Raw genomic sequence first — 19,936 nt, 5'->3', positions numbered from 1 at the left:
CCAGCCCGGCCGGCGCCGCGCAGAGCTCGGTGGAGGTGAACTCCGACCTCACGATGCAGGCCTTGACGGCCTGACCGCACGAAGCATCACGAGGAAACCGTCGTACACCACCTCTGGGGACTTGACCAGCAGACCTCGCACCGCGCGTTGTACGCCAGCACCCAGCACGCCGCTGCCGCAGCCGCTGCCCACTGCTCACCGACGAGGAACCCCGGTCGGGCCTGCTGGTAGTCCGTGAGCAGGGCCGTTACCTGCGCCACCGTCGGCGCAGCCGCGTTCGCGGCCCCGCCCGCGGTGTAGGAGCCGGCACACATCCCGACCAGCACCGCTTCGGGGCGCGCGGTCAGGCTGTCCCAGTCGAAGGCCGCGCTCACCACGACCACCTCCTCCGGGCTCCCACCGTCGGTGGTCTGGACCAGCACGTTGCCGTCGTACCAGTCGCTGTGCCCGATGACGTCGGGCCCCAGCACGCCCCGGCTCTCGAGCCTGGCCAACACCTGAGCCGCTTCGACCGCGAGGTCATCCACCCACCCGAAGCGCTCGGACCGCGACGTGAAGTCGAAGATCGAATCGTGCGGTGACGGCCAGGGACCGTGCTCGTAGCGCGTCCACGCCGGCGCACCGGCCCGCAGCGGCTCACGCAGCGCCGGGTCAGCGGCCAACGGTCGCAGCAGGTCGATCTGCTCCGCCAGGCTCGCGGCCAGGGCGCGGCGGATGGGCGCCCGGGTGGCGTCAGAGAGTTCGCCCTCGCTCGTCAGGGTCTCGACCACCACCACCCGCCCGTCTACCGCGGTGGGCCCGTGCAGTGGCCGCGGGCAGGGGTAGCCGTGAGCGGCGAGGTGGCGCTGAGCTCGCACCGCCGCGCCCAGGTGCGCGAGGTCCGCGCCGGGGCGGTGCACCTTCACCGCGACCTCGCGCCCGTCCTGGAGTCGGCACCCGAACACGGCCGAGACCCGCCCGGAACGGAAGAGGACGCGGTCCAGCGCAGAGCCGAGCTGAGCGCGCAGGCGCTCATCGAGCCAGGCGTCGACCTGGCGCCGCGGTACTGGACCGAAGGTGGCTCGTTCGATCCCTTCCACGACCTCCTCAGCCGTCACCGGTGACCAACTGGGAGTCCGCGACGATCATGCGGTCACCTTCTCGGACATCAGCGAGAACCGCGCGGTCATCCCGCGTAGTGCGCGGTCTCGACTGGCCGCCGCCATCGCGGTCGTGACGAAGGGCGGAAAATCGTCGAGGTCTGATGTGCCCCCGTAGACGCGCTGCGATGCTCGAACGGTGAGCGAGCCTGACCGCGACGTCGAACGCACCAACCGCAGAGTGCGTCCCTGGATCCTCGGGCTCTGGATGGTCGTCGTCGTGGGCTACGGCGGCTTCACCCTGACCAGGAACAGCGGGTGGTCGATCGTCTTCAGCCTGCTGATGGTCGTAGGTGGTCTCATCGTGATCGTGGTCGTGATCCGAGAGCTGCTCAAGCACCGGAGAGGTCACCGGTAGCGGCTTCTGCGCGGCCGCTGCCCACGCGGTCCCTGCGGTGCGCGCTGCGCACCGTCATCCCGCGGACAAGGAGGTCGACGACCGCACGGACACGCCGACGAGCGAGCACTCGCCGCACGCGACGACCACTACGTGTCCACCGATGAGCTGGAACCCGGAGAGCGCCCGGCGGCCGCGGTCGACGAGTTCAGGACCTCCGCAGAGATCCACGTCGTCAGCTGCTGGGTGACCGCGATCGGCGGCGCGTGGCCGGGTCGGTGTCCACGGCCCACGACGACAGCAACCGCAGGTTGTCCGCGGACGTGCTCCCCGGCTCGGTGGAGTAGACGAACAGCGTCTGGTCGTCCTCGCCCGTCAGGGCGAGAGCCTCGAAGTGGATCGTGACCTCCCCCACCACGGGGTGCTGCAGGCGCTTGGTGCCGTGGGTGCGTTCGTGCACGCGGCGATCAGACCACCACCGGGCGAACTCCGGGCAGCCGATCGCCAGTTCCCCGACGAGGGAGTTGAGCAGCGGGTCCTCGGGGTGGCGGCCCGCGTCCAGGCGCAACGTACCGACCGCCTCGGCGGCCAGCACCGGCCAGTCGGGGAACAGCGCACGGGCGGCCGGGTCGAGCAGCAACCAGCGGACGTAGTTGCGCTGCCGGGCCGGTAGCGCGGTCCAGTCGCTCAGCAGCGCCCGGGCCAGCGCGTTGGAGGCCAGGACGTCGGTGCGCCGACCGATCACGAACGCCGGGTGCTCACCGAGGGAGTCCAGCAGATGGTGGACCGCGGGCCGCACCCGCTGCACCACCGGGCGCTCGGTCCTGGACGTGGTCGGTCCCGCCAGGTCGTGCAGGTGCGCGCGAGCCGCCGCGTCCAGGCCCAGCGCGCGAGCCAGCGCGTCCAGCACGGCGCTGGAGGGACTGGCGTGGCGGCCCTGCTCCAGGCGGGTGTAGTAGTCCACGCTCACCCCGGCGAGCTGGGCGACCTCCTCCCGGCGCAGTCCGGCGACCCGCCGCCCCGGCGCCACCGGCAGCCCCGCCGCGTCCGGGGAGGTCGCCGCGCGGCGGCTGCGGAGGAACTCACCCAGGTCCCTGCGGTGCTCGGCGCGGGAGGTCACACGACCAGTGTGCCGGTCGGCACCGGGCGCCGGCGGGTCGAAGGGGGGTACGCCGTACCCAGGCAGGAGTGGGCGAGCCAGCGGCCCTCCCCGGGCGCTGCTGACGACCCAGGCTGGTGGTGTCCCACCCCCTCCGACCTGAGGAGACCTCGTGTCCACGTGGTTCATCACCGGTACCTCTCGCGGCCTGGGCCGCGAACTCGTCACCCAACTGCTGGCCCGCGGCGAGCACGTCACGGCCACCACCCGCTCGACCGAACGGCTGACCGCCGCCCTCAGCGACGTCGACACCTCCCGGCTGCTGCCCCTGGAGCTCGACCTGACCGACGAAGCCGCCGTCACGCAGGCTGTGGAGCAGACCCGTGAGCGGTTCGGGAGGATCGACGTCGTCGTCAACAACGCCGGCTACGGCTTCCTCGGCGCCGTCGAGGAGACCTCCGACGCGGACGTGCGGGCCATGCTCGACGTGCAGGTCGTCGGGGTGTGGAACGTCCTGCGCGCCGTCCTGCCGATCCTGCGGACCCAGCGCTCGGGCCACGTCATCAACATCTCCTCCATCCTCGGGCTGACGTCCTTCCCCGGCTGGGCGCTGTACTGCGCGGGCAAGTTCGCCCTGGAAGGGCTCACCGAGTCCCTCGCCGCGGAGGTCGCCGACCTGGGGATCGCGGTCAGCCTCGTGGAGCCGGGGTACTTCCGCACCGACTTCCTGACCTCGAACTCCCTGGTGCTGCCGGAGGAGACCACCGACGCTTACCCCGCGCTGCGCGAGATGACGCAGGCGCACCTGCAGATGGCCGGCACCCAGCTCGGTGACCCGGCCAAGGGCGCCGCCGCCCTCATCGACCTCGCGGGGGCCGGCAACGGCGGGCGGCTGCGTCACCTGCTGGGCTCGGACGCCCACACCATCGCCGTCTCGGCTCTCCAGACGCGCCGAGCAGAGGTGGAGGCCGGCGAGCAGGTCGCCCGATCCACCGACGTCGTCACCGCCTGACCGTGGTGGGTGGGCCACGCGAGAGCCTGGCCCACCCACCTGCCGGTGCCAGGAAGTGACCGGACGGCGGAGCAGCGACCGGCGACGTCGCGGTCATCCCGCGTCGTGCGCGACGGCGGGTCATCCCGCTCACATGCACACCACCCCAGCCGGCGACGCGGCATCACTGTGCGCCCCGTCCACCAGACCCCTGGAAGCGGCCGGCGTCATCAGCCCTGCAGGCGGCGCCGCGCGCACCGCCGAGCCTGCACGCCGAAGAAGATCGCCGCGACGGTGAACGCGACCGCAGGCAGGTAACCGAGGGTCTTCTCCCCGCTCAGGGCGTCGACCCACGACGGCATCGAGATCGCCAGGAAGGCCACCGCCAGGGCCATCCACATCCCCGGCTTCTGCGTCCAGGCCACCGTCTGGTGCGTGCTGCCTCGCTGCGTCATGCGATCGACCCTGCCCGATGCGACACCGCGCTCCATCCCTCGTTCGTCGCGGTGTCGATCAGCCCGCGGATGACCAGGAGCGACCATCTGGTCACGACGGTGACGTCACGGTCATCCCGCGGATGGTGTGCAGTGCGGAGTGGAGTTCGCCGGAGTGGTGTACGGCGCCCTCCGGTGAGGACGTGTCCACCACCGTTCGAGGCGGACACCGCGTGATGCTTCGACCTGGCGGGACGGCTGGACCCGGGTGTGCAGCACGGCGGCCGGGCGGCGCAGCCGGTGTCGCGCGAGGGGTTCGGCCTCCCGTCCTGACGCCCGCTCAGAGCGGCCGGACCGCCCACGCCCGCGCCGCCACCAGGGCGACGGCGGCAGCTCCCAGGACGAGACCGCACTCGGTCAGCACGACGTGCGGGGCGGTGCTGAACCCGGAGACGTGCCCGATCCAGACGGCGACGGGCAGGGACAGCGCCGCCGAGGCGGGCAGCCCCAGGACGCCGGCGCGCAGCGTGCGGTTCAGTCCCGCGGCCGAGCGCAACGCCCACCGGACGCAGGCCAGGACGACCGCGACGAAGGCGACGCCGAAGACGACGTAGGCGCCCAGCACGATCGGCAGGTACCAGGACGGGTCACCGTCGGCGCCCACCGTGACGCCGGCCCACCCCAGGACCGCGGGAACCGCGGAGACGGTCCAGGCCGCGAGCGGGAGCAGGAGGACCAGACCGGCAGCCAGTGCCATCACCGCCCCGACCCCGGCCGCGACGAGCACCCGCCCGTACATCGGCCAGGCGACGAGCCACCCGTTCTCGCGGGCGACCTCGGTGGCGACGTCCGGCACCGACGTCCCCAGCACCGACTCCGGCGTGCGGCCCTGCCGGTGCGCGTCGTGCAGGTCGGCGCTCACGTCGCGGGCGACGGCGTCCCGCAGGGCGCGCGGGACGCCCAGGACCCGCCACCGTCGCTGGAGCAGCGCGACCACGCGCCGCACGTCCTCGGGGGTCGACCGGTCCCCCGGCGGCACCGGCGAGATCACGCGTCCCTCCCCGCCCACACCCCGGTGCTGCGCAGGACGGTCTCGACGTCGAGGGTCGCCGGGACAGGTGCACGACGCACGAGGCCGGTCACGTCCTCGACGTGACCGGCCTCGTGGTTCCGGTGGAGGCAAGGGGACTCGAACCCCTAACCCCCTGCTTGCAAAGCAGGTGCGCTACCAATTGCGCCATGCCCCCGGGGTGGTGCTGGAGCTGAGGGTCAGCGCACCGTGTCGGTGGCCTGGGCCCACAGCTCGCGCTCGGCCTTCTGCGACGCCCGACGGCGCCACGCGAAGACCCCTCCGGCGAGCAGACCCACCACCAGCAGCTTCTTCACGTTCGGGCCTCCTCACGGGACGGGTCGCGGCGGCACCCGCCGCGACGGCGAAACGCTAGCACGCTGCGTGATCGCCCTCAGGTCGACGGCGACGGCGCCGACCGAGGGGTGTCATGACCAGGGACCCGGGCCGCACCGCGCTGGTGCACGAGTGGCTCGCGGCCCGTGCGGGCGCCGAGCAGGTCTTCGAGGTGCTCGTCGGGATGTGGCCCGACGCCGACCTGCACGCCCTCAGCGCCACCCCCGGCGTCCGCCTCGACCTCGGTGGGCGCGACGTGCGCACCACCGCGCTGGACCGGCTGCGCGGGCACCGCGCCCTCGCCCTGCCGCTCATGCCCGCCGCGTGGGCCCGGCACGCCCGCGACGTCCAGCGCAGCTACGACCTCGTCCTCACCTCCCACCACGCCTTCGCCACGTCCAACCGCCTCGTCGCCCCCGGCGGGGTCCACCTCGCCTACGTGCACACCCCGGCCCGCTACGTCTGGACCCCCGAGCTCGACGGCCGCGGCACCTCCCCGCTGCTGGCCCCGGCCCGGCGGGCGCTGGCCGCCGCCGACCACCGCGCCGCCCGGCGGGTCACCGCGTTCGCCGCGAACAGCACCGAGGTCGCGCGCCGGATCGAACGGTGCTGGGGCCGGGAGGCCGTCGTCGTGCACCCGCCCGTCGACGTCGCCCGCTTCGCTGAGCCCGGGCCCGACACCCTCGACCTGCCCGAGGGGTTCCTGCTGGCCCTGGGCCGGTTCGTCCCCTACAAGAACCACCTGCTCGCCGTCGACGTCGCCGAACGCGCGGGCCGGCCCGTCGTCGTCGCCGGGACCGGCCCCCTCCTGCCGGTGCTGCGCGACCGCGCCGCGACCGCGTCCGTGCCCGTCGTCGTCCTCGACCGCCCCGGCGGGCAGACCGTGCGCGAACTGCTGCGCCGCGCCGCCGTCCTGGTGTTCCCCACCGTGGAGGACTTCGGCATCGTCCCCGTGGAGGCCATGGCGTCGGGGACCCCCGTGCTCGCCCCCCGCCGCGGCGGCTCCGGTGAGACCGTCCTGGACGGCGTCTCCGGAGCCCTCGTCGACGACCTCACCGTCGGCGCGCTCGTCGAGGCGCTGCCGCGGGCGCAGGCGTGCGCCGCCGCCGACTGCCGAACCCGAGCCCTCGCCTTCGACGTCGAGCGCTTCCGCGCCCGCGTCCTCGACTGGGTCGGTGAGCACACCGGGGTGCTGCGCCCGTGACCGCCCGGTGATCCTCCTGGTGGCGCTGGGCCTGGCCGGCGCCTTCACCGGCGTCCTGTTCTGCCTCACCGCCAGCGACCGGACGCGGCTGACCGTCGCGGCCTTCCTCGCCGTCCCGCAGGTGTTCGTCGGGCCGCTGGGGGCGCTGAACCTGCCGCTGAGCCAGTGCTGGATCGTCCTCGTGGCCGTCTGCTGGCTGCTGGAACGCAAGGGACTGCCCCTGCGCGACCCGGTGTTCCGCGCGGTCCTCGTGCTCACCGCCACGCAGGCCGTCGCCATCGGCTGGTCACCGGACCCGATGGCCGGGCTCCTGGAGGTCACCCGGCTGCTGTCCTTCGCGTTCCTCCTGCTGTACGCGACGCGGGTGGAACGCGAGCGCGCCGGCGCCCTCACCGGCCCCTTCACCGTCGTCCTGGGCTGGGCGGTCCTCGACGCCGTGCTCGTCTGGCTGTTCCGCCTCTCCCCCGCGGCCGAGTCGGCGTTCCTGCACTCCCCGCTGGCCCCGCTCGTCGTCGGCCCCGGCGCCATGCGGGCGTTCTTCACCGACGGCGCCAACAACGTCACCGACCCGCTGAAGGCCGGTGGGTTCTTCATCAACGCCAACGTCTCCTCGATGTTCCTGGGCGTGGCGACGTTCTGCTTCCTCGCCCTCGGCGTCGGCCTGCGCGGCGCGGCGCACCGACGCCGCCGGCGCCTGTACGCCGCCGGTGCCCTCCTGTGCTGGTCGGCGACGTTCGCGACGGGGTCCAAGACGGCGGCGGCGCTCGCGCTCGTCCTGCCGCTGGCCGTGCGCGGGGTGCAGGTGCTCGGGCGCCCGAACGCGCGCTGGTTCCTGCCGCAGGCCGCGGCGGCCATCGGGCTCGGGGTCTGGCTCGCGCCGCGGTTGCTGGAGCGGTACGTGCCCGGGTACGCCGGCGCCTCGACCGAGAGCCTGGCCAGCCGCGCCCCCATGTGGGAGTTCGCGCTGCGCATGTTCCGCGAGCACCTCGTCCTCGGCCTCGGGTTCGGCGGGTGGTCGCGCACCATCGAGCAGTTCGCGGCCCTGGGCGTGGACGCCCTGCCCCCGCACAACCTCCTCATCGCCGCCTGGGCCGCCAGCGGCCTGCCCGGGGTGGCGGGGCTGCTGCTCCTCGCGGTGACGGTCCTCGCCGTGTTCACCGCGACCGTCGTCCGGAACGTGGGGACGCACCTGGCGCGGACGACGGCGTTCGCGCTCGGCGCCTGGTGGTGGGTGCTGATCCACGGCATGGGCGACAACACCGCGGTCTACGGCGAGGCCAAGTCGATGATCCTGCTCGCGATGCTGCTCGGGCTCGTCGCGAACCGCCGCGCCGCGCAGCGGGCCGCGACGGCCGGGCGCGAGGGGGCGCCGTGCCCCGCGTAGCCGTCGTCCGGCACACCTTCGGGGTGCCGTCCGAACCCTTCGTCCTCACCCAGGCCCGCGCCTTCACCCGGTGGGAACCGGTGCTCGTCTCCCGCGACGAGGTCCCCGCCGAGGTCGCCGCCGGTCTGGCGGTGCACTCGCTGGTGGGCACCGCCGGGCCGCGGGCCGCCGCCCTGCACACGGCCGGTCTGGCCTCCGGGGCGCTGACGGCGGCGCTGCGGTCCCTGGGCGTCGACGCGGTCCTGGCCCACTTCGGGTTCGAGGCCGCCTGCGCGCTGCCCGCCGCGCGGCGGGCCGGGGTCCCGCTGGCCACGGTGTTCCACGGGGTGGACGCGACCACCTCCCGGTCCGGGCTGCTGCGCTCCCGGCACGTCTCCTGGGCCACGTACGCGCGGCGGTGCCGCGTCCTGGCCCAGCGCGGCGACCTGTTCCTGCCCGTCTCCGACCACCTGCGCGGACGCCTCCTGGACCGGGGTTTCCCCGCCGGGCGCACCGTGACGCACCACCTGGGCATCGACCTCACCGGCCTGCCCGCGGCCGACCCCGTCCCCGGGACCGTCGTCCACGTGGGCCGGCTCGTGCCCAAGAAGGGGCACGCCACGTTGTTCCGGGCCCTGGCGGGGATGCCGGGGGTCCGAGTGACGTGCGTCGGGAACGGGCCGCTGCACGCGGAACTCACCGCCCTCGCGCGCGACCTGCGCCTCGACGTGGAGTTCACCGGAACCCTCGACCACGCGCAGACGCTGCGGCGCATCGCCCGGTCATCGCTGCTGTGCCTGCCCAGCACCACCGGGCCCACCGGCGACCAGGAGGGGCTCGGCCAGGTGCTGCTGGAAGCCGGCGCCCTGGGCCGGCCCGTCGTGGCCACCCAGCACGGCGGCATCCCCTCCGCCGTCCTGGACGGCACCACCGGTCTGCTCGTGCCCGAACAGGACCCGGCCGCCCTGGCCGCGGCGATCCGCCGCGTCCTGGAACGCCCGCGCCTGGCCGCCGACCTCGGCGCCGCCGCCGCCCGGCACGTCCGGGAGAACTTCGACGTCCGCACGCAGACCGCGCACCTGGAACTCCTGCTCGACGACCTGGTCGCCGGGGATCCGCGGTGAGCGGGGTCCTCGTCCTCGCCCGGTCCCTGCCGCTGCACCACGCCGGCGGGATGGAATCGGTGACGTGGGACCTGTGCCGCGCCCTGGCCGCCCGCGGGGCGGACGTCACCGCCGTGACGACGCACCTCCCCGGGTTCCCCGGGGAGTTCGGCCGCGACGGGGTGCGCGTGCTCGCCCTGCCCGGAACCGTGCCGGGGCGGTACTCGCGGTCGTGGTGGCGCGCCTCCCGGGCCGCCGTCGCGGCCGAACTCCCCCGGAGCCCCGGTGGCGTCCTGTCGGTCAGCGCGGGGGGTTTCGGGGTCCTCGACCTCGCCCGGGCGGCCGGTGCCCGGTGCGTCCTGGCGGCGCACGGGACGTCCGTGGACGAGATCGCCTCGAAACTCGGCGGTCGTCGGGTGCGGCCCCTGCTCTCGCTGCCGCGCAACGTCTCCTGGCTGGGACGGGACGTGGTGACGTACCGCCGGTTCGACGACGTCGTCGCCGTCGGCCCGCGCGTCGCGCGGTCCCTGACGCGGTTCCCGCTGGGCCGCGCCGTCGGGATGCCCCCGGTCCACCTCGTGGAGAACGGCGTCGACACCGGGGTGTTCCGGCCGGACCCGCAGGCTCGTCACCGCGTCCGCGCGGAACTCGGCGCCGACGGTCCGCTGTTCGCCGTCGTGGGGCGGTTGCACCCGCAGAAACGGGTCGACCGCTCGGTCCGCCTGCTGCGGGAGTTCCCCGACGCCACCCTCGTCCTGGCCGGGGACGGACCCGAACGCCCGGTGCTGGAGCACCTGGCCCGCGAGCTCGGGGTCGCCGGCCGGGTGCGGTTCACCGGCGCGCTCGACCGTTCCCGGGTTCCCGCTCTGCTGGCCGCCGCCGACGTCTCGCTGCTGACCTCGCAGTGGCGGGAGGGGTTGCCGATGGCGGTTCTGGAGTCCCTGGCCTGCGGGACCCCCGCGGTGACGTCCCTGACGACGGCACCCGTCGAGGGGGCCGAGGTGCCCCGGGTCGAGACCGGGGATCCGGGCCGGCTCGCCGCGGCCGTGCGCGCGGTCCTGGCCCGGGGAGGACCCGGGACGTCGCTGCTGCCGGAGCGGTACGCGTTGTCCGGCGTGGCCGCCCGGTACGCCGCTGTCCTCGGCCTGCCGTGACGGGCGACGGCGTCCGGCGCCTCGTCCTGGGAGGTCTGGCCGGGAAACTGCTGGGGATGCTGCGCGAGGTCCTGCTCGCGGCCGCGTACGGGACGGGGGTCCCCGCGACGGCGACCCGGGTCGCGCAGACGGGGACCCTGGTCCCCGTCGACTTCTTCACCGCCGACGTCCTGTCCGCGGGGTTCCTCCCCCTGCACAAGGAACTGCTGCGGACCGACCCCGACCGCGCCCACGAGCTGTTCCGCGCGCTGCGCCGGGCCCTGTGGGTGCTCTCGGCCGTCCTCGTCGTCGCGCTCGTGACGGGTGCGGGCACCGTCGTCGGCCTGCTGGCCCCGGGGCTGGAACCGGCGACCGCCGCCGCGAGCGCGCAGTTCCTGCGCGTCATGGCCCTCGGCGTCCCCAGCTACCTGCAGTTCTCGCTGCTGAGCTACCTGGAGATGTCGCACGGCGGGTTCCGGCTGGCCGGGGTGCGCGCCACGGTGCAGAACCTCGGGATGGTCGCGGCCCTCGGCGCGGCCTGGCTGCTGGGCGAACCGGTGGTGCTCGCCTCGGGGTTCGCGCTGGCCTACGTCGGCCTGCACGCCTGGGGTCTGGGGCAGGTCGCCGACCTGCTGCCGGCCGGCTCGACGACGGGGACGCGCGAGGCGCTGCGGCGGGTGTGGCGCCGGGTCCGGCCGCTGCTGCTGCTGCCGGTCGTGCTGCAGGGGTCGGTCGTCGCCGAACGGGTCGTGGCCTCCCTGCTGGGGGACGAGGTCGTGGCCGCCGTCGACTACGCCCGCTTCGTGGCGACGACGGGGGTGAACCTGCTCGCCGTCCCGCTCGGGCTGGCCGGGTTGGCGGCGCTGGCCGGGCTCGACCGGGCCGACGCCCGCGAGCGCCTGGCGGGGACGGTGCCCGGTCTGCTGCTCGTCGTCGCCCCGGTCTCGGTGGTGCTGACGGTCGGCAGCGCGCCGGTGGTGCAGGTGCTCTACGGGCGCGGGGCGTTCGACGCCTCCGCGGTGGCGACGTCGGCGGCGGTCCTGACCGGGTTCGGCGTGGGGTTCTGGGCGCAGTCGTGCGCGTACGTGCTCGTCAAGGCGCTGAACGCGGCGGGACGCAACCGCACGGCGGCCGGGGCGCTGCTCGCCGGGCTCGCGGTGACCCTGGGGGTGAACCTGTCGCTGCACGCCGTCCTGGGCCCGGTGACGCTGGGGCTGGCCGCCTCGGCGGGGGCGCTCGTCACGACGGTCCTGGCCGCCCGGCCCCTGGGGGTGGCGGGGTTGCTGGCGCGGTGGGTGCTGGCGTGCCTGCCCGTCGCGGCGGCGGCGGGGGTCCTGGGCTGGTGGGTGGGCCGCGGCCTGGAGGGCTGGCCGGCGCTGCTGGCGGTGACCGGGTCGGTCGCGGCGGTGTGGGCGGCGGCGGGGCTGGGGGTCGGGCCGTGGCGCCGGGTCGGGCGGGACGTCGTCCGCGGCGCCGTGGGCCGGCCCCGCGCCCGGGGTTCAGGTCGCTGACCGTCGTCCCGATGGAGAAGCGGACGGAACCGGGCAGGCCGGGCTCCGCTGTCGTCGGAAGGTGGTCCCCGTGCTGGCTCGGCTGCGCGACCTGCGCGTGAGCGCGAAGCTCGCCCTCGGATTCGGTCTCGTCAGCGCCCTGCTGGTCCTGGTCGCGGGGGTGGGTCTGCAGCGCCTGGGCGCCGCGCAGGACACGATGGACTACCTGTCCACGGCGGGGATCGCCTCGGTCGACCGCGCCGACAAGGTGCAGACCGCCTTCGCCGTCGTGCGGCTGGACGTCGCGAACGCGGCCCTGACCCCGGACGCGGCGGGCACGACGGCCGCGCTGCAGCAGCTCGACGCCGACGGGAAGGCCCTCGACGCGGCGTGGCAGGAGTACATCGACACCGACCCCGCCGCGAGCAGCGCCGAGCTGACGGCTTACACCGACGCCCTGGCGGCCTACCGCGACGCGACGCAGGCGCTGGTCCCGCTGGCCGAGGCCAACGACCTCACCGGCTTCGTCGCCCAGCGCACCGCCACGCTGAACCCGCAGGGAGCCAAGATCGCGACGGCCCTGGACCGCATCGTCGAGGTCGAGTCGGCCGACGCCGTCCGGCTGGCCGACGAGGGCAAGGCCGCCTACCGGCAGGCCGTGGTCGTCCTCCTCGCGTGCGTCGCCGTCGCCCTGGCCCTGGCCGTCGTCGTCGCGGTCCTGATCTCGCGCTCCATCGCCCGCCCGCTGGGCCGGGCCGTCACCGTCATGGAGGGGCTGGCCGCCGGCCGGCTCGACCAGCGGGTGTCCTACACCTCCAAGGACGAGGTCGGGCGCCTGTCCGCCGCGGCGGACGCCTCGCTGGACTCGCTGGCGGCGACCGTGGGCCGGATCAGCGCGAACGCCACCTCGCTGGCGGCCTCCAGCGAGGAGCTGACGGCGGTGGCCACGCAGTTGTCCGGCGGTGCCGGGGAGTCGGCGGCGCAGTCGCAGGTCGTCTCGGCGGCGACCGAGGAGATCAGCGCGTCCATCGGGACGGTCGCGGCGGCCGGGGAGCAGATGACGTCGGCCATCCGGGAGATCGCCTCGGCCACGGCGGACGCCTCGGCCACGGCGGCGACGGCCGTGTCGGCGGCCCAGGGGGCCTCCGAGACGCTGGCCCGGCTGTCCACGTCGAGCCGGGAGATCGGCGACGTCGTCAAGCTCATCACCTCCATCGCCGAGCAGACGAACCTGCTGGCGCTCAACGCGACCATCGAGGCCGCCCGCGCCGGCGACGCCGGCAAGGGGTTCGCCGTCGTGGCCGGGGAGGTCAAGGAACTCGCGCAGCAGACGGCGCGGGCGACCGAGGAGATCGTCGCCAAGGTCGGCGCGACGCAGGCCGACGCCCAGGCGGCCACGGCCGCGATCGAGCAGATCGGTGAGGTCATCGTGCGCGTCGACGGGCTGCAGGCCACGATCGCGGCCGCGGTGGAGGAGCAGTCGGCGACGACGGCGGAGATGGTGCGCAACGTCACGGAGGTCTCCACGGGGTCGCAGGAGATCTCGGTGAACATCTCCGGGATCGCGGCGGCGGCCTCGCAGACCACGACCAGCGCCGGCCACACGGCGACGACGGCCGAGGACGTGGCCCGCTCGGCGGCGGAGCTGAACGCCCTCGTGGGGACCTTCCGCCTCTGACGGACCCGCCGGGCACACCGGGCCCCGGACCGCGCTGCTTGCGCGGTCCGGGGCCCGTCGTGCTGCCGGGCCGCACCGGGCGGGGTCAGCCCGCGAGCAGCTCGCCGGCGAGCGCCCGCAACCGCCGTCCCCGGCTCTCCCAGTCGTGCCCGTCGGCGAGCCGGGTCATCCGGGCGGGCCGGTCCGGGTCCTCCTGCGCCAGCAGGGCCTGGACCTGGGTGGGGAAGGCCGGGGCCTCGCGCACGAAGACCGCGCCGTCGACCGGCGCCACCGCCGGCAGCGGGGTGCTGACGACGGGCAGCCCGGCCGCGAGGTACTCGAACGTCTTCAGCGGGGAGATCCCGCGCGTCAGCGGGGAGATCCGGTAGGGCACCAGGCCCACCGCGCACGAGGCCAGTTCCCGCGCCAGCGCCGGGGGGTCCAGCGGGCCGAGGATCCGGGCACCGGCCGCGGTGAGGTCGCGCCACAACGGGGCGGCGGGCTCGACGAGGGGCCCGACCAGCCGCAGGTCCGGGCCGAGCACCCGCGCCAGGTCGAGCAGCAGCCCGCCGTCGAGCTTGTGCGGGGCGAGGGTCCCGGCGAAGACCGCCGAGGTCCCCCGGGAGGTCGTGGCCCGCGCGGCGGCGGTGAACAGGGCGACGTCGCAGACGTTGGGCAGGAGCCGCGTCGTGGTGAACCCCTGCTCGTGCAGGTGCTCGCGGACGGCCGGGCTGGTGGCCAGGGCGAGGTCGGCGCGCAACCGGCGCTCGGCGTCCAGGAGCCGGCCCCGGTGCACGCCCGGGTTCTCGTGCAGGAGGTCGACGAGGTGGTAGACCGTCCGGTCGGCCAGGCGTTCGAGCCCGTACGTGAAGGGCGTGAAGGTCCACAGCAGCCGCGGTCCCGGGTGCTGCACCCAGCGGCGGACCTGCCGGTGCAGCAGGGCGGTGTTCACCGGGCGGGTCGCGCCGCCGTGGTGGGGCACGACGCGGGGGCTGACGACCTCCACCCCGGCCGGCAGCGGGCGGCCGGTGAGGGTGGGCGCGGGCCGCAGCCGGCGCAGGACGCGGCGGGCGTCGGCGGGGCGCAGCGACCGGGTGCCGGCGCCCTCGACGAAGACGACGGGCCAGGAGGCCGCGAGCGCCGCCGTCACGCGGTGCTGGTTGGTGGCGACGGGGGCGTTCCAGTCCGCGGTGCCCAGCACGAGGACGAGGGGCTCGGCGGTCACCGACCGGCCGCCGTGAGGACCTGCCCCACCGTGCGCACGAGGATCTTCACGTCCAGCCACAGCGACCAGTTCTCCACGTAGTGGTTGTCGAAGCGGGCGCGCTCGGAGATCGAGGTGTCCCCGCGCAGGCCGTTCACCTGCGCCCAGCCGGTGACCCCGACGGGCACCCGGTGCCGCCACAGGTAGTCGTCGTGGTCGAGGGTGAACCGCTCGACGAAGTGCGGGCGTTCGGGCCGCGGGCCCACCAACGACATCTCCCCGCGCAGCACGTTCCACAACTGGGGCAGTTCGTCCAGGGACAGCCGGCGCAGCCAGCCGCCCACCGGCCCGGCGCCGTCCCCGCCGGACCAGCGGACGTCGGAGGCGGCGTCCGGGGGCATGGTCCGCAGCTTCAGCAGCGCGAAGGTCCGCCCGTCCAGCCCGACCCGCTCCTGCCGGAACAGCGGCCCGGCGGCCACCTCGTGCCGCACCAGCAGCGCGCAGAGCACCAGGACGGGCAGGACGAGGACGAGACCGGCCGCGGAGGCGGTCACGTCCAGGACCCGCTTGAGGGGCCAGGTCACCGCGCGGAAGGCCGGCCGGCGCAGCTGCACCAGCGGGATGCCGCGCACGGACTGCACGAGCCGGTGGGTGTTCGTCACCTGCCAGAACCGCGGCACCGTGAAGATCTCCACGGCCAGGCCCTGGCAGCTGCGCAGCACGTCGACGACCACCATCTCCGGGACGTTGGAGTGGGCGATGACGACGATGTCGACCCGGTGCTCGCGCACGAGGCGCTCCAGGTCGGCGATGCCCCCGAGGACGGGCAGGGGACGGACCCCGGCGGGCAGGCGCGGGTCGTCGTCGACGAACCCGACGGGCGCCAGCCCGTGCTCCCCCGAGCGCAGCAGCTCCACGAGCTGGGCCCCCAGCCCGCCGCACCCGACGACGAGGGTGCGCATCGCGACCCGGCCGGCCACCCGGTACCGGATGCGCACGGCGTAGACGACCGCCCGCGCGCCGACGAGCAGCAGGGTCTGCACCAGCGCCGCCCACAGCGCCCACGGCGTGACGTCACCGAGCCCGAGGGCCCCCTCGGCGATGGCGGCGACGCCGACCGCGGCGACCCCGGCCCCGGCCAGCAGCGGCAGGTCGTCCAGGACGCTGAGGTCCATCCGCGGCCGGTACAGGCCGGCGAGGGCGTGGACGGCGAGGGTGGAGGTCGAGACGACCACGACGGTGGGCTCGCCCCGGCCGAGCAGGAGCACGACCGTGAGCACGCACACCGCGTCGGAGGCCAGCAGCAGCGCCGTGAGCTGGGACCGCTTGCGCCGACCGCGCCGCACCGCGCCCGCGGGCCCGGCACCGACCGGGCGCACGCCCGCCCCCGGGTCGCTGGTCATGGCCATGTCGGTCCTCCGTCGCACGGTCCCCGTAGCACACGGCCCGGGCTCAACACCGTGGTTCGTCGTCGCGCGGGCGTGTCGACTTGAGGTGGGGACGGGCCCGTCGACCGTTTCAACCCGTTCGGCGCACCCCTCCGCGGGGGTCGTCGCGCCGGCCGGGTCACCTGCCCGGTCGGGTCAACTGCCCGGGCCGGGCGCCGATGGAGGGCCCGTGGACCTCGTCGACTACCTGCGCGCGCTGCGCAAGCACTGGATCCTCGTGGTCCTGTCGGTGCTGCTCGGCGGCGGGGCGGGGTTCGGCGCCTACGCCACCAGCGCGCCCGTCTACCGCGCCGACTGCCTGATGTTCGTGTCCATGTACGACAGCGGCAACGCCGCCCTCCTCATGCAGGGCAGCATGTTCACGCAGCAGCGCGTGCAGTCCTACACGAGCGTCCTGGAGAGCCCCAAGGTCCTCGGGCCCGTCATCCGCGAGCTGGACCTGGACACCACGCCCCGGGCGCTGGCCGACCACGTGGGCTCCAGCGCCCCCATCGGGACCGTCCTCATCGAGGTCACCGTCGACGAGTCCTCCCCGCAGCTGGCCGCCGACGTCGCGAACTCCATCGCGAAGCACTTCGGGACGGCCGTCAGCGAGCTCGAGCAGGCCACGCCCGAGACGATGAGCCCGGTGCGCATCACCGTGCTGCGCCCGGCCGAGGTCCGCCCCGACCCCATCGCCCCCGACCTGCTCAAGGCGCTCGCCGTGGGTCTGCTCGCCGGAGCCGTGCTCGGGACCGGCCTCGCCGTCCTGCGGGAGGTCCTCGACACGACGGTGAAGACGCTGACGACGATCTCCGACCTCGGCGCCCCCGCCCTGGGCTCGGTGCCCGCCGGCGCCGGCGGCGAGCGCCCCGAACTCGTCGTGGAGGGCTCACGCTCCCCGCAGTCGGAGGCGTTGCGCCAGATCCGCACGAACCTGCAGTTCGCCGACGTCGACCACCCCCCGCGCCTCGTCGTCGTCACCTCCGCGCTGCCCGGGGAGGGCAAGAGCACCACGGCGGTGAACCTGGCGCTGACGTCGGCGACGGCCGGGCTGCGGACCATCCTCGTCGAGGGCGACCTGCGGCTGCCGCGGGTGGCGGACTACCTCGGCGTGGAGGACAGCGCCGGCCTGACGACCGTCCTGGCCGGGCGCGCCGACCTCGACGACGTCCTGCAGCCCTACGGCGACACCGGCCTGTCCGTCCTGGCCGCCGGCCCGATCCCGCTGAACCCCGCCGCCCTCCTCGGATCCCGGCACATGAGCGACCTGCTGCAGCGGCTGCGCGACCGCGCCGACCTCGTGATCGTCGACAGCCCGCCGCTGCTGCCGGTCGCCGACGCCGCCGTCCTGGCGCGGCAGGCCGACGGCGCCCTGGTCGTCGTCAAGCACGCCAGGACGACGCGCGAGCACCTGGTGCGCGCCCTGGAACGGCTGCGGGCCGTCGACGCCACCGTCCTGGGCGGGGTGCTGACGATGGTGCCGGCGAAGGCGTCGGAGTACAGCTACGCCTACGAGTACGGCTACGGCTACCAGCCGGCGACGCCGCCGGACGCCGAGCACGTCCTGCTGGAGCGCTGAGCCCCACCCGTCGCGGTTCAGACGACCGCGACGACCACGGCCAGCGCCTCGTCCAGCCGCCGCGCGGCCCCCACCTGCACCTCCAGCTCGGCCCGGTGGACGTCCTCGACGTCGTCGACGGCCGGGTCCCTCGGCGCGGTCGGCCCCCGCCAGGCGGGTGCGGCGGCGGCGAGGGCCTTCCACCCGGCGGCCGGGGAGGCGCTGGCGGGCAACCTCCCCCCGGCCCCGAGCATTCGGGCGATCCGCGCCAGCTCCAGCACCGTGAACACGCGCCGCTGCGCCGGGGGGACCAGGGAGATGACGGCCCCGCGCTGCTCGCGCGTCATCGTCAGGACGAGGTCGGCGGCCCCGACGGTCCCGGCGTCGAGCTGACGGCCCGCCTCCCCGCCGGTGAGGTCCGGTCGGCCCAGGGTGCGCAGCACCGTCGCGACGTCGCGGTCCACCGGCTCCCCCGCGAGGGCGTTCGTGCCGGCGCTGGCGACGCGGATGGTCGCCGCGCGCTCGGCGAAGCGCTCGGCGAGGTGGTGGCGCAGCAGCGAGGCCGCCATCGGGGAGCGGCTGACGTTGGCCGTGCAGACGAGGAGGACCTCGAACCTGGTCCTCACCCCGGCCTCCTCACGGGGCCATCTTGAGCATCTGCCGTCGTTCCCGCAGCGCGGCGAGCAGGGCCGCGGTCTCGACCTGGTCGGTGCCGTCGAGGAGGCACTGCTTGGCGGCCAGGACCGCCGCGGCCGAGACCTGCTCGTGGCTCAGGCCGCTGGCCGTCGAGGCGACCCGCGGCCACTCGACCGAGGACAGGTCGAACTCCCGGAGCCGGCGCAGCACGACCTCCTGGACCACCCCCGAGCTGGGCAGCGGGTAGTCGACGACGGTGTCGAAGTGCCGCAGGAGGGAACGCTCGAGGAGCTGCGGCCGGTTCGTCGTCACGACGAGCACGCCGGCGGAGGCGTCGGCGTCGAGGAACCCGGTGAAGGCGCGCAGCACGTCCCGCAGCCGGGTGCGGCTGCGCTCACCGCCGTCGGGGTCGATGAGCGCGTCGACGTCGTCGAACAGGCACACCGCCCGGCTCTGGGCCAGCAGGTCGAAGACGAGCGACAGCTTGGGGACGGCCTCCTCGGCGGGGAGGTCGGCGAAGGTCTCCAACCGGACCGTGAACACGGGCACGGCCAGCTCGGCGGCCAGCACCTCGGCGGTCATGGACTTCCCGGTGCCCGGTGGCCCGGTCAGCAGCAGCGTCCGCAACGGCTCGAACCCGCGGGCGCGCAGCACGTCGGCGTGGCGCTGCTCGGTGAGCACCCGGTGCAACCGGGCCATGACGTCGCTGCCAAGGGCGAGGTCGGCCAGGGCGGCCCGGGGCAGGGTGACGGTGAGGACCTGCGCCAGCTCCCCGCGGGGCTGGACCACGGTGGTGGGGGCCGTCGGCGGCGGGCTCGGCGGGCGGGCGGTGGAGCGCCGGGTGTCCAGCAGCGAGCGCAGGTCCTCGACCTCGCGGGCGCGGTCGCCCTTGCGCCCGGCGCTGTCCAGGACGGCGGTGAACGCGGCGCGGAACCTGGCCTCGTCGCCCGCGGTGTGGCTCTCCACGAGCGCCCGCACCTGCGCGGCCGTGGCCAGCAGCCGTCCTTCCACCCCTGGATCTTACCGTGGGTAGTGCCACGGTCACCGGTGTTCGGCGGTGCCGGGGGCCGGGCACGACGAAGCCCCCGTGGACGACGTCCACGGGGGCTCAGGGTGTGGGCCTAGGAGGACTTGAACCTCCGACCTCTTCCTTATCAGGGAAGCGCTCTAACCGACTGAGCTATAGGCCCGTTCGCTGCACGCAGCGGGGACAACCTTACCGGACCCGGGCGGGTGCTCGGGACCGGCGCGGGCTCAGTCGTCCGAGAGCGTGACGTGCAGACCGCCGACGAGGGCGGAGGACACGTTGTACAGGAACGCGACGATGGTCGACAGCGCGGTCAGCAGCACGACGTCCACGACGGCGATGACCGTCGCCAGCGAGAGCACCTTGCCGAAGCCGACGTAGTCGAGGAGGTCGAAGTCGACGTCGTTGCCCACGACGTCGGTCAGGAGGCCGTTGAGGTCGGAGAAGACCCCCATGCCCTCCAGGACCGTCCAGACGACCGCCGTGGCCACCACCAGGGCGATGCCGACGGCCACCGACAGCAGGAACGACAGCTTGGTGACCGACCACGGGTCGACCCGCGCCAGCGTCAGCCGCACGCGGCGCGGGACGGCGTCCACCCCGTTGCGGGGACGGGGCTGCTGGGCGGCGCCCTGCTGCCCGGGGGCCGCTGCCGGCCGGTCGCCCGCGGGGCGAGCGGTCCGACCGGTCGTCGGGGCCTTGCCCTGCGGACCAGCCGCTGCCGAC

Annotated in this window: 20 protein-coding genes and 2 tRNA genes; 10 read left to right on the top strand and 12 right to left on the bottom strand. The window is 75.0% G+C overall.

Features of this window, described 5'->3' with window-relative positions; translation table 11 throughout:
- Nucleotides 1-86 precede the first annotated feature (86 nt).
- Nucleotides 87-899 carry an aminoglycoside phosphotransferase/kinase family protein gene (locus AB2L27_RS17165; RefSeq protein WP_370442711.1) on the bottom strand — a complete coding sequence of 271 codons (813 nt, stop codon included), beginning with the start codon at nt 897-899 and terminating at the stop codon, nt 87-89.
- On the opposite strand from AB2L27_RS17165, the gene AB2L27_RS17160 reads away from it, so the two are divergent.
- Nucleotides 828-1,103, top strand: a complete 276-nt coding sequence (locus tag AB2L27_RS17160; RefSeq protein ID WP_370442712.1) for a hypothetical protein — start codon at nt 828-830, stop codon at nt 1,101-1,103. The genes AB2L27_RS17165 and AB2L27_RS17160 overlap by 72 nt on opposite strands.
- A 175-nt stretch (nt 1,104-1,278) precedes the next feature.
- Nucleotides 1,279-1,497, top strand: a complete 219-nt coding sequence (locus tag AB2L27_RS17155) for a hypothetical protein (RefSeq protein WP_370442706.1) — start codon at nt 1,279-1,281, stop codon at nt 1,495-1,497.
- 214 nt (nt 1,498-1,711) lie between these two features.
- On the opposite strand, the gene AB2L27_RS17150 is transcribed toward AB2L27_RS17155, so the two are convergent.
- Nucleotides 1,712-2,596, bottom strand: a complete 885-nt coding sequence (locus AB2L27_RS17150; RefSeq protein ID WP_370442705.1) for a helix-turn-helix transcriptional regulator — start codon at nt 2,594-2,596, stop codon at nt 1,712-1,714.
- 151 nt (nt 2,597-2,747) lie between these two features.
- Between AB2L27_RS17150 and AB2L27_RS17145 the strand changes: the two genes are divergently transcribed.
- Entirely contained in the window at nt 2,748-3,587 is an 840-nt protein-coding gene (locus AB2L27_RS17145) for an SDR family NAD(P)-dependent oxidoreductase (RefSeq protein ID WP_370442704.1), read from the top strand.
- A gap of 209 nt (nt 3,588-3,796) precedes the next feature.
- Here AB2L27_RS17145 and AB2L27_RS17140 read toward each other — a convergent pair whose 3' ends face one another.
- The 4 genes from AB2L27_RS17140 to AB2L27_RS17125 form a co-directional block, all read right to left on the bottom strand.
- Nucleotides 3,797-4,021 (bottom strand): hypothetical protein, encoded by a 225-nt coding sequence (locus AB2L27_RS17140; protein ID WP_370442703.1) that lies wholly within the window; start codon nt 4,019-4,021, stop codon nt 3,797-3,799.
- A 319-nt stretch (nt 4,022-4,340) separates the two neighbouring features.
- A complete protein-coding gene (locus AB2L27_RS17135; RefSeq protein ID WP_370442702.1) occupies nt 4,341-5,051 on the bottom strand; it encodes a hypothetical protein in 711 nt (236 codons plus the stop codon).
- 123 nt (nt 5,052-5,174) lie between these two features.
- Nucleotides 5,175-5,247, bottom strand: a tRNA-Ala gene (locus AB2L27_RS17130).
- A gap of 22 nt (nt 5,248-5,269) precedes the next feature.
- Nucleotides 5,270-5,386, bottom strand: a complete 117-nt coding sequence (locus AB2L27_RS17125; RefSeq protein ID WP_370442701.1) for a DLW-39 family protein — start codon at nt 5,384-5,386, stop codon at nt 5,270-5,272.
- 113 nt (nt 5,387-5,499) lie between these two features.
- Here AB2L27_RS17125 and AB2L27_RS17120 point away from each other — a divergent pair, with 113 nt between their 5' ends.
- The 6 genes from AB2L27_RS17120 to AB2L27_RS17095 all read left to right on the top strand — a co-directional run bounded on the left by AB2L27_RS17120 (nt 5,500) and on the right by AB2L27_RS17095 (nt 13,376).
- Nucleotides 5,500-6,609, top strand: a complete 1,110-nt coding sequence (locus AB2L27_RS17120; RefSeq protein WP_370442700.1) for a glycosyltransferase — start codon at nt 5,500-5,502, stop codon at nt 6,607-6,609.
- Nucleotides 6,581-7,993, top strand: a complete 1,413-nt coding sequence (locus AB2L27_RS17115) for an O-antigen ligase family protein (RefSeq protein ID WP_370442699.1) — start codon at nt 6,581-6,583, stop codon at nt 7,991-7,993. The genes AB2L27_RS17120 and AB2L27_RS17115 overlap by 29 nt, the downstream gene beginning before the upstream one ends.
- Nucleotides 7,981-9,096: a glycosyltransferase gene (locus AB2L27_RS17110; protein ID WP_370442698.1), complete on the top strand. Its 1,116-nt coding sequence runs from the start codon at nt 7,981-7,983 to the stop codon at nt 9,094-9,096. The genes AB2L27_RS17115 and AB2L27_RS17110 overlap by 13 nt, the downstream gene beginning before the upstream one ends.
- Nucleotides 9,093-10,229, top strand: a complete 1,137-nt coding sequence (locus tag AB2L27_RS17105; protein ID WP_370442697.1) for a glycosyltransferase family 4 protein — start codon at nt 9,093-9,095, stop codon at nt 10,227-10,229. Before AB2L27_RS17110 ends, AB2L27_RS17105 begins: the two co-directional genes overlap by 4 nt.
- Nucleotides 10,226-11,719 carry a lipid II flippase MurJ gene (locus AB2L27_RS17100; RefSeq protein ID WP_370442696.1) on the top strand — a complete coding sequence of 498 codons (1,494 nt, stop codon included), beginning with the start codon at nt 10,226-10,228 and terminating at the stop codon, nt 11,717-11,719. Before AB2L27_RS17105 ends, AB2L27_RS17100 begins: the two co-directional genes overlap by 4 nt.
- A gap of 70 nt (nt 11,720-11,789) precedes the next feature.
- A complete protein-coding gene (locus tag AB2L27_RS17095; protein ID WP_370442695.1) occupies nt 11,790-13,376 on the top strand; it encodes a methyl-accepting chemotaxis protein in 1,587 nt (528 codons plus the stop codon).
- A gap of 85 nt (nt 13,377-13,461) precedes the next feature.
- Here AB2L27_RS17095 and AB2L27_RS17090 read toward each other — a convergent pair whose 3' ends face one another.
- Nucleotides 13,462-14,580, bottom strand: coding sequence for a glycosyltransferase (locus AB2L27_RS17090; RefSeq protein WP_370442694.1), 1,119 nt, complete (start codon nt 14,578-14,580; stop codon nt 13,462-13,464).
- Nucleotides 14,577-15,968 (bottom strand): exopolysaccharide biosynthesis polyprenyl glycosylphosphotransferase, encoded by a 1,392-nt coding sequence (locus tag AB2L27_RS17085; protein ID WP_370442693.1) that lies wholly within the window; start codon nt 15,966-15,968, stop codon nt 14,577-14,579. Before AB2L27_RS17085 ends, AB2L27_RS17090 begins: the two co-directional genes overlap by 4 nt.
- A gap of 208 nt (nt 15,969-16,176) precedes the next feature.
- Here AB2L27_RS17085 and AB2L27_RS17080 point away from each other — a divergent pair, with 208 nt between their 5' ends.
- Nucleotides 16,177-17,568 (top strand): tyrosine-protein kinase domain-containing protein, encoded by a 1,392-nt coding sequence (locus AB2L27_RS17080; protein ID WP_370442692.1) that lies wholly within the window; start codon nt 16,177-16,179, stop codon nt 17,566-17,568.
- 17 nt (nt 17,569-17,585) lie between these two features.
- On the opposite strand, the gene AB2L27_RS17075 is transcribed toward AB2L27_RS17080, so the two are convergent.
- From AB2L27_RS17075 to AB2L27_RS17060, 4 genes are all read right to left on the bottom strand, one after another.
- Nucleotides 17,586-18,173 carry an arsenate reductase/protein-tyrosine-phosphatase family protein gene (locus AB2L27_RS17075; protein ID WP_370442691.1) on the bottom strand — a complete coding sequence of 196 codons (588 nt, stop codon included), beginning with the start codon at nt 18,171-18,173 and terminating at the stop codon, nt 17,586-17,588.
- Nucleotides 18,174-18,183: 10 nt separating this feature from the next.
- Nucleotides 18,184-19,194 (bottom strand): AAA family ATPase, encoded by a 1,011-nt coding sequence (locus AB2L27_RS17070; protein ID WP_370442690.1) that lies wholly within the window; start codon nt 19,192-19,194, stop codon nt 18,184-18,186.
- Nucleotides 19,195-19,299: 105 nt separating this feature from the next.
- Nucleotides 19,300-19,373: transfer RNA gene (locus AB2L27_RS17065), tRNA-Ile, on the bottom strand.
- Nucleotides 19,374-19,437: 64 nt separating this feature from the next.
- Nucleotides 19,438-19,809, bottom strand: coding sequence for a DUF3566 domain-containing protein (locus AB2L27_RS17060; protein WP_370442689.1), 372 nt, complete (start codon nt 19,807-19,809; stop codon nt 19,438-19,440).
- Between the last annotated feature and the right edge of the window lie 127 nt (nt 19,810-19,936).

The sequence above is a fragment of the Kineococcus halophytocola genome (assembly GCF_041276425.1).
Taxonomy (GTDB): Bacteria; Actinomycetota; Actinomycetes; order Actinomycetales; family Kineococcaceae; genus Kineococcus; species Kineococcus halophytocola.
The sequence above is the reverse complement of the archived record's forward strand: the minus strand, read 5'-3'. Positions and strand labels throughout refer to the sequence as shown.